The organism is Nocardia yamanashiensis, assembly GCF_021183565.1.
Lineage (GTDB): Bacteria > Actinomycetota > Actinomycetes > Mycobacteriales > Mycobacteriaceae > Nocardia > Nocardia yamanashiensis.
Genome location: NZ_CP089226.1, coordinates 1,624,998 through 1,637,227 on the forward strand (window position 1 = coordinate 1,624,998; position 12,230 = coordinate 1,637,227).

Here is a 12,230-nt window from a genome sequence, read left to right on the forward strand (position 1 = left end):
GCGACTCAGCGCACCGCCGGCGCGACACCTCCCGGGAATGTCGCGTGGGCGGTGTTGGAGTATTCGGCCTGGACCTTGAAATAGCGGTCGGCCGGGCCGTAAGCGGCGTAGAAGGTGAACCGCCGGGCCGCGCCGGGACTCGAGTCGGCGAACGGGGCGTCCTCGACGAACCGCGCCAGCAACGGATCTATCCCGGCCGGAAAGGTCTCGGCCGTATGGCGCATCGGGAAGCAGATGCGCCGCATCCCGGACGAGGTCCAGGAGAAGGTGCGATACACGTTGAACGGGCTCGGGAGCGCGGCGAGTTCTTCCGGTGCCGCGGGATGCAGTTCCAGCTCGGCGAGCATCTTCGCGACGTCCTCGGAGCTCAGGGTGCCCGGTGGCAGGACCTGCGAGTAGAGGTTCATGGTGCGGTTGGCGAAATCGAATGCCATGATGCCGATTTCACCGCCGTAGCGTTTCAGATGACCGGTGTAGGCCGGAACCGCCTCGGGCAGCCCGGGCAGCGCGAGCACCTGATCGACGCCGAGGACCTGCGGGAAGATCAGCCAGAGCTTCTGCAAGCCCGTGCCCACCGCGAGATCGACGCCCGCCCGGCAGGGCCCGGCCGCGATCGTCGCGGTCAGCAGCGACTCGATCGGATGCCCCACGAAGTCCAGCAGCCCATCCGCCCGCAAGGTGTCGATCAGCTCCGATGGTTCCCCCGGAAACTGCACGCGCGCATTGACTTCCCGCTCCGGCACCGGATGCGTGGTGGTGCGGACACCCACGATCGAACTCGCCCACGCGTCGGCTAGCGATTCCAGGACCGGATCGACGACTTCGGGACGATAGTCCGCCTCCGCCAGCTCCGCATAGGTGCGGAGGTCGCGGCGAAGCTGATCGAGCGTGGTGGTGACCGCACTGTTCATGAGTGCCCCTACCTGGACGCGATGTTCCGCTCAGGATAGTCGGCGGCCGAGGCGGCTGCTGGAAGATAGCGGAATCCTTTCGCGATCAACGGAATTGCCAGGACCAGCTCGTTCAGCGGCAACGGGCCGAGTGCCGCAGGCGGCAGCAGGATCGACCCGGCGGTAGCGCCGCGACGCGGATGCCTGTGCCATGGACCCCGCGACCCGCGCCCCGGGGTGTGTCCCCGATGTCGGTATCGCGTGGCACGATTTCACACGTGACCAGCAGACCCTCTCCGGAGCAGCATCTGCGTGATCTCGCCCGATTGCGCCGCGTGCGCGACCGTATGGACCGTGAATACGCGCAGCCTCTCGACGTGGAGGCCCTGGCGCGCGACGTGCACATGTCGGCCGGGCATCTCAGCCGCCAGTTCAAGGCCGCCTACGGGGAATCGCCGTATGCGTATCTGATGACCCGCCGCATCGAACGCGCCATGGCCCTGCTGCGACGTGGCGATGTGAGCGTCACCGAGGCCTGTTTCCAGGTGGGCTGTTCCTCGCTCGGCACCTTCAGCACCCGCTTCACCGAACTCGTCGGCATGTCGCCCAGCGCCTACAGGAAGGAGATGGAGGACGCCCCGGAGGGCATGCCGTCCCTGGTGGAGAAGCTGGTGACCAGACCGATCAGGAATCGAGAAGCACCGGGCCCCCTCGGACCCATAGCGTGAATGCCATGGACATCAACATTCAATCGAGCTTCCTTCCGCAGGACGACCCCGAGGCGGCCCTGGCCTTCTATCGCGATGCCCTGGGCTTCGAGCTCCGCAAGGACGTCGGCTACAACGGCATGCGCTGGCTGACCGTCGGCCCGGCCGATCAGCCCGATACCGCGATCGTGCTGCATCCGCCGGCCATCGATCCGGGCATCACCGAGGACGAGCGCAAGGTCATCACCGAGATGATGGCCAAGGGCACCTATGCCGGCATCGTGCTCGGCACCAAGGACGTGGACTCCACCTTCGAGAAGGTGCAGGCCAGCGGCGCCGAAGTGGTGCAGGAACCCATCGACCAGCCCTACGGCGTGCGCGACTGCGCCTTCCGTGACCCCGCGGGCAATATGGTCCGTATTCAGCAAGTCAACTGATTCAGGAGACAGACAGCATGGCCGTGAGGAAGAAGACGCACTCCGATCTGCACGAGGCCGACAGCCACGATCTGATCCGCGTGCACGGGGCGCGCGTCAACAACCTCAAGGACATCAGCGTCGAGATCCCGAAGCGCCGGTTGACGGTGTTCACCGGCGTTTCGGGGTCCGGTAAGAGTTCGCTGGTGTTCGGCACCATCGCCGCCGAATCGCAGCGGCTGATCAACGAGACCTACAGCAGTTTCGTGCAGGGCTTCATGCCGTCGATGTCACGCCCGGACGTGGACGTGCTCGACGGCCTGACCACCGCCATCCTGGTCGATCAGCAGCGCATGGGCGCCGACCCGCGCTCCACGGTCGGCACCGCCACCGACGCTAATGCCATGCTGCGCATCCTGTTCAGCCGCCTCGGCAAGCCGTATATCGGTTCCCCGCAGGCGTTCTCGTTCAATGTGGCTTCGATCAGCGGCGCCGGCGCGGTGACGGTGGAGAAGCACGGGCAGCAGGTGCGCGAGCGCCGCAGCTTCTCCATCACCGGCGGCATGTGCCCGCGCTGCGAGGGCCGCGGCGCGGTCAACGACTTCGATCTGACCGCGCTCTACGACGAGAACAAGTCGCTCAACGACGGCGCGCTGACCATTCCCGGCTACAGCGTGGACGGCTGGTTCGGCCGGATCTTCAGCGGCGCCGGCTTTTTCGACCCGGACAAGCCGATCAAGAAGTTCACCAAGCGCGAGCTGAACGATCTGCTCTACAAGGAACCCACCAAGATCAAGGTCGATGGCATCAACCTCACCTACGAGGGCCTGATCCCAAAGATCCAGAAGTCCATGCTGTCCAAGGACGTCGAGGCCATGCAGCCGCACATCCGGGCCTTCGTGGAGCGGGCGATCACCTTCACCGCCTGCCCGGAATGCGACGGCACCCGGCTGAGCGAACTGGCCCGCTCGTCGAAGATCAAAAAGATCAGCATCGCCGACGCCTGCGCCATGCAGATCAGCGATCTGGCCGAATGGGTGCGGGCGCTGAAGGAACCGTCGGTCGCGCCCCTGCTCGAGAACCTCCAGCAGACCCTCGATTCCTTCGTGGAAATCGGCCTGGGCTATCTGAGCCTGGCACGCTCCTCGGGCACCCTGTCCGGCGGTGAAGCCCAGCGCACCAAGATGATCCGGCACCTGGGCTCCTCGCTCACCGACGTCACCTACGTCTTCGACGAGCCCACCGCGGGCCTGCACCCGCACGATATCCAGCGCATGAACGACCTGCTGCTGCGCCTGCGCGACAAGGGCAACACGGTGCTGGTGGTGGAGCACAAGCCCGAGGTCATCGCGATCGCCGACCACATCGTGGACCTGGGTCCCGGCGCGGGTTCCGGCGGCGGCACCATCTGTTTCGAGGGCGATGTCGACGGCCTGCGCGAGAGCGACACCATCACCGGCCGGCACTTCGACGACCGTACCAAGGTGAAGGACAAGGTCCGCAAACCCAATGGCAAGCTGGGAATTCGCGGCGCGACGGCCAACAACCTGCGCAAGGTCGACGTGGACATCCCGCTGGGCGTGCTGGTGGCCATCACCGGCGTCGCGGGTTCGGGCAAGAGTTCCCTCGTCCACGGTTCGATCCCCGCCTCCGAGGACGTGGTGTCGATCGATCAGGGCGCGATCAAGGGTTCCCGGCGCAGCAACCCGGCCACCTACACCGGCCTGCTCGATCACATCCGCAAAGCCTTCGCCAAAGCCAACGGCGTCAAACCCGCTCTGTTCAGCCCGAATTCGGAGGGCGCCTGCCCGAACTGCAAGGGCGCGGGCGTCATCTACACCGACCTCGCGGTAATGGCGGGCGTCGCCACCGTCTGTGACGTGTGCGAGGGCAAACGCTTCGACGCTTCGGTGCTCGACTACCACTTCGGCGGCAAGGACATCAGCGAAGTACTGGCCATGCCCGCCGCCGAAGCCGAACAGTTCTTCAGCGCGGGCGAGGCGAAACTCCCTGCGGCGCACAAGATCCTGGACCGCCTGGTCGACGTGGGCCTGGGCTACATCACCATCGGCCAGCCCCTGACCACCCTCTCCGGCGGCGAACGCCAGCGCCTGAAACTGGCCACCCACATGTCCGAGAAGGGCGGCATCTACATCCTCGACGAGCCCACCACCGGCCTGCACCTCGCCGACGTCGAGAACCTGCTCGGCCTGCTGGACCGCCTGGTCGACAGCGGCAAATCGGTGATCGTGGTCGAACACCACCAGGCCGTCATGGCCCACGCCGACTGGATCATCGACCTGGGCCCGGGCGCGGGCCACGACGGCGGCCAGATCGTCTTCGAGGGCACCCCCGCCGATCTGGTGGCTAAGCCTTCCACACTGACCGGTGAGCACCTCGCCGATTACGTAGGGGCGTGATCTGCGTCGTACGACATTGCCCGCGAAGCCACATCGATCGATCGGTGTGGCTTCGCGGTCCATCGGATTCGCCGTGGCAGCTCCCGGCCAAGTAGCCAGCACGTCAGAAAGGTGAATCCGAGCGGTCGGCAGGCGAGGAACATGCGGCAAGAGACCCGAGCCGAGTTGGACCAGCCCGCCGAGTGCCCGACGAGCGCGTCACGAAGGCGGTGAACGTGGGGAACGGTGTCAAGTAGGTGATTCCGCGCATTACGGCGGTTGCCATCTCTTCGGTGGGAAGGCTTGCGACGGCCGTTGAACCCGCCAGCGGGTATTTGGTACCCGGTACGCTCTGTCACCCCAGAGGCGGGCAGCGTAGCCGTTCATCGTTTCGCTGCTGTTCTTCGTGACCGGCTTTGTGCCACCATCTTTCGGCTTCGGAACGCCGGCCGCGGGCGCGAAGCAGAATCGCGAGGTTGTGCATGGCGTCGGAGTTGCCCACCTTCGTGGCTTTGCGCCACCAGTGCTCGGCCTCGTCGAACTGGTTGACCTTGTACGATGCACATGCCAGGCACAACATGGCCTGAATATCGCCCTGGTCGGCGGCCTTTCGATACCATGCGCGTGATTCGGTAGCACGTCCGCGCCGCGAGAGCAGGTTGGCAAGGGTGCACATCGCAATGACATGTCCACGCGATGCGGCCTGGCGCCACAAGCGCTCGGCTTCGGACAACTGTCCGCGCTCGGCGCATTGTCGGCCTTGCATGTACAGCACCTCGCCGTGGCGGTGGTCCTTATCGGGGATCGCGGGTGGCGTGATGACGACAGAGCCATCGGGGTTGTGGCGGATGCCGGGCACGGTGAACAGGCGTAAGCCGCCGGCGGCATTGACACTGCGACGCTGTGGACGTGGATGGCCACCACGCTGCAGGATCTCGTCGATTCGCGTGTAGAGCTCATCGAGCGTGAGGTCGGCGGTGGTGGCGGCTTCGAGGAGCGCTGCGGTGAAAGCGGTATGGGGGGCGCCTTTCGGTGCTATCGACGGTTCGTTGGCGGCAGAGGACGCGATGGTATAGGTGCCGCGGATGTCGATCTGGCCGTTGACGAGAGCGGCCTGGTCGCTCATGGCCTCGAACGCCCGTCCGGAGAAACAGCAATCGAGGATCAGAATGCGTGACTTGGCGCGGCTTGCGATCAGCTCGTTGCGCAGTAACGCAAACGACACCGAGCTCCAGTCCGGTTGGCTGGGATTGCTGCCGCGCAACGCCAGATACAGCTGGCCGCGCTGATCCAGTAAGCCGTGCCCGGTGTAGTACACCAGCAGCACGTCTTCCGCGCTCCGGACGGCGGCCACCGCGGCACCGACTTGCGTGCTCTGTTCGGGATCCACGAGGGCTGTGCAGTGCTGGTCAGCCAATCCGCCACCGGTGGGGGAGGTCAGGAGCCGAGCCATGGCCGCAACGTTGTTGCTCGCGGCCGGGATAGCCGGGAGATGGGTGTAGCTGCTCACGCCGATCAGAGCCGCGCGCCAGCCGCTTCTACCCGCTGCGGAGGTCACCGCTGCTGTCCCACGTCGGCTCGGATTGTGAACGGGCTCTTCAACTCCGGCATCCTCATCCATCCTGCCTCCGGGAACAGCACCACATGGATGGTTCCGGCGTCGTCGCGCCACCGAATCCCCCGAGTGACACCTGTTGGTGGTGGCGCAACGCTATTCTTGCAATCGGGGGTGGCGTTCACAGTCATTCTGCGACTGGGGGATCCGGTGAGATGGCGATTACACAATCTCGACCTACCGCAGCCGGGTTCTGTCGATGAGCTGGACGAGTTCCTGCGCGAAGCCGATGATGGTGCGCTCGACACCAACCGGAAGCAGGTGCTGGCAGGTATCCGGAGCATCGCCCGGAACTCACCGGAAGCTGCACTTCGCCTGCTCAGCAAGTTGAGTCGGCGTCGGATGGTGCCTCGCGAAGTGATCCGGGATGTAGTGGGGTCGTGGTTACGCTCACCGGAACACGAAGAATTCGAATCCGCATGGTCCATCGCGGACGAGTTGTTGCGCGACAGTACTTTACAGGTCTGGATGCGCGAACAGATCCGGGCCGGCCCCCCGGTCGTGTCGCCGACGTTCGGGCAGCTGGTCCGACGTCATCTGGCTGCTCAGGTGGACCAGCGCTTCGATTGGTACATGCAAAACGGTGCATCGGTGTGGCAAGTGCTGTTCGCATCCGGGCCGACATCTCGGCCCGAATGGTATTGTGCGCTAGGCGATTACGCCCTCTTGCGCGGCGATTCTGTGGGCGCTCGGCGACGTTATTCGCTTGCCCGGCAGTACGGTTCGTCCGGGGCGCGAGACCGTCTGGCGCGGTGGACCGATCTCATGTCCTATCTGAGGCTGCTCCGGGACGAGTTCGACCCCGAGGCAGCCGGTTCCGGCAATTACCAGCGGTTGTTGCAGTACGCCGACTGCGTCACCCGCGACCTCCCGGCCCGGAATCTGGAGGTGGTCACCTCCGAAAATGCCGACTACTGGCGCGCAGCCACTTTCGTTGTTGCTTTGCGACATCTGCGTGCGGACAATCCTTTCAGTGCATGTGTGGAGCTCCGTCGGATTACCGGTAAAAGCACCCGCTCCACCGGCGACCGTGTCATCGACGCCAGCGCCCGAATCCTTTTCGGTGCACTCGAGTCGGACGATCGGCTGATCACCTCGGGAGCACGAGTGCTGTTCTTCCGCTATGGAGATCGGTGGCCTGCCTACTCGATCGTCGATCCGCGCGTGGTGTTGGTTGCGGTGGCCCGCAGCGCACCGGCCATGCTGGAAGGTAGTACCGCCGCCGCACTCCGTGTGGCCACCGCACACCGGTCGCTCGCCCGAGCGATGGCAGTGCTGTCGCAGGAAAAGCAGGTGCGAGCCCGGTTGCTGGAAGCGCAGCGGCTGCTCGATGGCCTATCCGGAGAGTCCGCGGATAGGCTCCGCCGTATCGGCGATCGGATCACCGAGGTGATCGCCCACCGTGACCGGCAGCACCTGGATCGAACCCCGGACATCCTCGCATACGCCGCGCTGGAAAGCGTTGGTGTGCGGCATCCTTGGTCCGCCGCCGCAGAACTGATGTGGCACTCCCAGAACAGCTTCGGCTCAGGCGAACGATGGAGCCTGCACCATCTGGCCATCACCCTGCACGCGCGGGCCTACCAGCTCGAATCCGATAGCGACGACCGGGCTTTCGAATACTGGCGTTACGCCTTGGCAGGCTGGTCCCGACTGCTTGGCGACGAAGAGTTCTGGAAGGGGCTGCGAGTTCACCTGACTCGGGTCCTCGCAGCGGATGCTGTTGGGGACGTCGATGACGCAATTGCCGCAGCGCGAGCTGAACTCCCGGCCCAGGTACTAGAGCCGCATGCGACCAGGATTCACCAACTGCGCGGCAAACACCCGCAGCGGGCGCACGCACACTGTGAGATCATCCTTCAGGCCCCATTGCCCGCAGAGGCGCGGCGCCAAGTGATCGACTCCCTTATCGGTGTCGCGGTGGTGCAGGTCGGACAATTGGCGCACGACAAGAACTGGGACCGTGCGCTCATCGAAGCCCAGCAGTGGATGAGCGTCGATCCAACCAGCTTCCGGCTCGCCGAACTGCTGCTGGAAACATCCAACGACTATCTGCGAGCGCTCCCCAACGGTCCCGGTTGGGTTGCACTGGCACGCCCGGTGCTCGACGGTGTCGGTCTCCAGAGTCGTTCCGCCGTGCGCCGTCTCGATCTCGTCGACGAGCCGCCACCCGAGGTGGACACCGATGACCGCCGGGCCTGTGTGGCAGCGCTGGCGAAGCATGAATTCTGGCTCGGATGGCTGTGCTGGCAAGTGGCCGGCGAGTTGCTTGCGGAGCAGGCAAACGGTACCCCGGGGCGGCTGGCCGAATGCCTCGGCGGGTTCCTCGCTGCTGAAGCACATTTCTCGCGGGCCTTGTCCCTGGGGCTGCCCGCGACATCACCGTACGACAGGACCTTGACCTTGCGTCAAGGCATCGGGAAGACGGCTGTGGGGCTGCGCGAGGTAGTCACCCGCCCCGCCTGATAAGACAGGAGTGCAGTAATGAATCCCTGGGCGTGGAGCGACCGAAATCCGTACTACGGCACAGCATTTCATGAACTGGATCTGGCGCCGGACACCCAACGGGCAACAGTCCGAAAACGTATCGAAGCCCGTCGCACCCGAATACGCCGCAGCGCGGCGCGTTTCCCCGTGTTCGGCCGGGTTCTAACCGTCGCGGAAATCAATTCGGCGGCGCAGAGACTCGATTCCGCCTCCGAGCGACTATCGGACGAACTACGGACGCACCGGCCCGAACCACCGGTGGACGCTCCGGAGGAGTTGTCGATCCTCCGTGAACTCTCCGAGTTCTCCTCCACCGCACTGGAATACGGCACCGAACTGGTCGACTATCGGGTCTTGCCCAAGTTACTGCCTCCGATGGATTCCTTCCCGATGCTCGACGAAAACGACGAGGAGTTGTCATGAGCGTGATCGTGGGAATTGATCTCGGCACCACCAATTGTTGCGTCGCCGTCCCCGCAGACGCCGACATCCCGAACAAGGAAGTGCTGATCGAGCAGGGACGGCTGAAGCCGCTCGGCGGGGCTCTGATAGTCGCTGATTCCTACCATGCACTGACTACTCCATCGGCAGTCTGGGTCGGGCCCGACGGCACCACTCTGGTCGGTGCGGATGCCAAGCGAAAGGCTCGGGTGCCAGGCGCGCCACCCGCCATGTTCTTCAAACGCATTATGGGCACCGACCAGACGGTTCGTGCCGGCCATTCCGAACTCACCGCAGTACAGGCATCGGCGATGCTGCTGCGCCACCTGAAACAGTCCGCCGAGGAGACCCTCGGCGTCACGATCGATCGCGCTGTCGTCACCGTGCCGGCCTATTTCGAGGCCAGCGCCAAAACCAGTACGGCAGAGGCGGGTTCGCACGCTGGACTGGAGGTAGCGGAGACGCTCATAGAACCGGTCGCCGCCGCGCTGGCACACCGCCTTCTCGACGAGCAACATATCGACCGCCCACATCGATCGCTGGTCTATGACCTCGGTGGTGGAACCTTCGACACCTCGGTGGTGTTGTGGCATCCCGAGGAAGGGTTCACCAGCAAATCCTTCGACGGCGACAGGTATCTCGGTGGGTACGACTTCGACCAGGCCATCGTCGATTGGATGATCGAAATGCTGCCCTTTTACGATTTTGCTTCGAAGCCGGGCGATCCGAGCGACAACGAGCGGCAAGCCAGGCTGCTGGTGATTGCCGAGATCGCGAAGCACGAGCTGTCGAAACATTCCGCAACCGATATCGTCGACAACACCCTCGAAGATCGGTCAGGCAAATCGATGAACATCAATCTGACTATCCGCCGCAGCGACTTCGAGCAGCGAATCGGTTCCTACCTGCGGGATACGATCCAACGGTGCGACTCTGCGCTTCGTAAGGGCCGGGTCGAGTCCAGCCAGCTCGACGCGGTGGTGCTGGTCGGCGGTTCCTCACGTATTCCACTCGTATCCACGCTGCTGGAACAGCATTTCGGCAAAGTACCCAGCCATTACCATCCCGAACTGGTGGTCGCCATCGGCGCCGCGCTGAAGGCTGGCAGTCTCCCCGTGCGTGGGACGGTACTGGAACTCGACCGTCCGATACCGATGGGTACGAGCGTCGATATCAGCGGGCGAGTGCTGGGCGACGCACACAAGTTCGGCGACACTGTCGTTTCCCTGCGGCCCGGCGGTTGGCGGGAGCCCATCAGCGGCGACGACGGAACATTTCAGTTCCTTGACGTTCCTTTGGACGACACCGATACCTGCACCGTTCAGGTGCTGCGAGGAGAACAGGAGGTCGCCAATCAGACCGTCACGGTTTCGCGTGAAGACACCGGAGCAGCCAGCGTCGGCGACGCGCTCGCGCATGACTTTGCCATCGAACGGCTCGACCACCGGTTGCTGCCGATCGCGAAGGCAGGCACCACGATTCCGTATCGCGCGCTGCACCGACTACAGACGGCGACCACTGGTTCGACCCTGACAGTTAGGCTATTCGAAGGCTGGGTGCCGATCGGATTCGTGCGGATCCGGGACCTCCCCGATGATCTCCCACCGGGCACCGACGTGGAGATAGCCTTCGAATTCGCCGCGGACTGGACTATTCACGTCGATGTCGAGCTGCCAGGCCTGGACAGATCCGCTACCGGAATCATTGAGATACCCACCCGACAGGTGCCCGGGTGGGCCGACTTGCGCCAGCATGCCGCTAAGCTCGCCGACGATTGGAAACAGGCGCGCCGGGACGGACGCACAGAAGACGTGGCCAAAGCCGAATCGGACGTCACCAAGCGTCTGAACGCGATTCCCCAACTGCTGGAACAACAACGGGATCCAGCGAAGGCGCATCATCTGCTGCTGGAAGCTGAGACCATAGTGTGTCGTCTCCTCGAATCGGAGAGCATCGAGCGAATTCTCGAACCGCCACCCAACCGGTTTCACGGCAATCTGCGATCGCTACGACGGCGTATCGAGGAGCTGTCCGGCCATGACGAGGACACCGCCGAGGCATTCCTGATCCGCATGGCCAGCCTCGAGTCGGAAGGCCAGGCCGCTAGGGCAAGTGTCGATCTGGTCCGCTGGCGGCGGGTGAACCGGAGCTTGGAGGACGCTTTGGATGAGATCTGGCTGATTCCATTCATCCGGGACGCCGTTCGGAGACCGCCCGACTCGATCAAACGGGTGCTGCTCGAAATATGTGGCGACGTCGATACGGAGATTACCAATAGATTCCTCGAGCTTGAAGCAGACGCGGGCATGGAACAGCAGGTCCGCGATCTTCTCCCACATCAGCGGGATGCGTTCCGTGACGAACTGGCCCGGGTACGCGGAGCGATCGTGCTGGTGCAACCCGCTCGATCGACTGCGCGCACCGAATTACTCAACGAGTACGACAAATTGGCACCGTTGCAGCGGCGTGTGCGAGCCTGGGAACGCGAGGCCGGTGTCTGGGACTTGCAGCAGTAGCCGAAGCCCGTCCGTTGATGTCACTTTTGTACAGGGCGATCTGCACCGTGTCTGCCGCTTTCACGACGCCTAGCTGCCAATGATTCGAGGATTTCGGTCAGTCGCGCGAACAACGGCTGATACGTATCAGCAGTGTGAGGCGGTGAGCGGAATGGCGAATTAGAACGGTGGCGGCAGGTTCGGGTGATCGCCGGTAGCGTCGGCGCTCGGCCATCGAGGCATCGATGGCCGAGCGCTTCCACCGTTTGACCCCGTAGGAACAATCGTCGGGTTCGTGCTGGATTCGGAACCGCGCAAATATCTGCTCGGATCGTGCCGCCGGAGAAGTCGGGACACCGCACTGATCCTTCGCGAGCGAGCTGCCCGACGCGTCATCGCTGAGGTCACTGCGGGTCGCCGGGGCGTTCGAGCATGCTCTGCAACGCTTGTGTTACCTCTGGTGTATTGATCCGCTTGGCGTCCACGGTGATCTCGGTGCGGTCGTCGAGCTTGAGGGTGATCGCGATGTCGGATCGGCGCACGGTGAACCAGGCTGTCAATGAGCGGGCTAGAGCGGGAGCGATGCCGCCCGCGCCGACCGCAACGACGAGAACATCGTACAGATCGCCCATCTGGCCGGGGCGAAACTTGTTCGGGGGCAGTGTTACTCGCCCTCTCAGCTCGTCCTCGTTGTTGAACCACTCGAGGAGCTGGAACAGGTCATCGGCGCTGCCATTGGTACGGATAGTCAACTGGCCCTTAGCTTCCGGCATGGCATCC

General features: G+C 64.0%; 9 protein-coding genes. 6 read left to right on the forward strand and 3 right to left on the reverse strand.

Annotated elements, in window-relative coordinates:
• Window positions 1-5: 5 nt before the first annotated feature.
• Window positions 6-911, reverse strand: coding sequence for an aromatic prenyltransferase (locus LTV02_RS07800; RefSeq protein ID WP_233039337.1), 906 nt, complete (start codon window positions 909-911; stop codon window positions 6-8).
• A 227-nt stretch (window positions 912-1,138) separates the two neighbouring features.
• Here LTV02_RS07800 and LTV02_RS07805 point away from each other — a divergent pair, with 227 nt between their 5' ends.
• Genes LTV02_RS07805 through LTV02_RS07815 form a run of 3 tightly spaced genes read left to right on the forward strand, consistent with a single transcriptional unit; the run spans window position 1,139 to window position 4,433 of the window.
• Window positions 1,139-1,618 (forward strand): helix-turn-helix transcriptional regulator, encoded by a 480-nt coding sequence (locus LTV02_RS07805; protein WP_408639344.1) that lies wholly within the window; start codon window positions 1,139-1,141, stop codon window positions 1,616-1,618.
• A gap of 5 nt (window positions 1,619-1,623) precedes the next feature.
• Window positions 1,624-2,034 carry a VOC family protein gene (locus LTV02_RS07810; RefSeq protein WP_233039339.1) on the forward strand — a complete coding sequence of 137 codons (411 nt, stop codon included), beginning with the start codon at window positions 1,624-1,626 and terminating at the stop codon, window positions 2,032-2,034.
• Between the two features lie 17 nt (window positions 2,035-2,051).
• Window positions 2,052-4,433 carry an ATP-binding cassette domain-containing protein gene (locus LTV02_RS07815; protein ID WP_233039340.1) on the forward strand — a complete coding sequence of 794 codons (2,382 nt, stop codon included), beginning with the start codon at window positions 2,052-2,054 and terminating at the stop codon, window positions 4,431-4,433.
• A gap of 334 nt (window positions 4,434-4,767) precedes the next feature.
• On the opposite strand, the gene LTV02_RS07820 is transcribed toward LTV02_RS07815, so the two are convergent.
• The gene (locus LTV02_RS07820) at window positions 4,768-6,033 is read right to left on the reverse strand and encodes a caspase, EACC1-associated type (protein WP_233039341.1); all 1,266 of its coding nucleotides are present in this window, start codon (window positions 6,031-6,033) and stop codon (window positions 4,768-4,770) included.
• Between the two features lie 108 nt (window positions 6,034-6,141).
• Here LTV02_RS07820 and LTV02_RS07825 point away from each other — a divergent pair, with 108 nt between their 5' ends.
• Genes LTV02_RS07825 through LTV02_RS07835 form a run of 3 tightly spaced genes read left to right on the forward strand, consistent with a single transcriptional unit; the run spans window position 6,142 to window position 11,471 of the window.
• Window positions 6,142-8,493 (forward strand): ATP-binding protein, encoded by a 2,352-nt coding sequence (locus LTV02_RS07825; protein WP_233039342.1) that lies wholly within the window; start codon window positions 6,142-6,144, stop codon window positions 8,491-8,493.
• A gap of 18 nt (window positions 8,494-8,511) precedes the next feature.
• Entirely contained in the window at window positions 8,512-8,937 is a 426-nt protein-coding gene (locus LTV02_RS07830) for a hypothetical protein (protein WP_233039343.1), read from the forward strand.
• Window positions 8,934-11,471 carry an Hsp70 family protein gene (locus LTV02_RS07835; RefSeq protein ID WP_233039344.1) on the forward strand — a complete coding sequence of 846 codons (2,538 nt, stop codon included), beginning with the start codon at window positions 8,934-8,936 and terminating at the stop codon, window positions 11,469-11,471. Before LTV02_RS07830 ends, LTV02_RS07835 begins: the two co-directional genes overlap by 4 nt.
• A 383-nt stretch (window positions 11,472-11,854) precedes the next feature.
• On the opposite strand, the gene LTV02_RS07840 is transcribed toward LTV02_RS07835, so the two are convergent.
• Window positions 11,855-12,223 (reverse strand): effector-associated constant component EACC1, encoded by a 369-nt coding sequence (locus LTV02_RS07840; RefSeq protein ID WP_233039345.1) that lies wholly within the window; start codon window positions 12,221-12,223, stop codon window positions 11,855-11,857.
• Window positions 12,224-12,230: the final 7 nt, after the last annotated feature.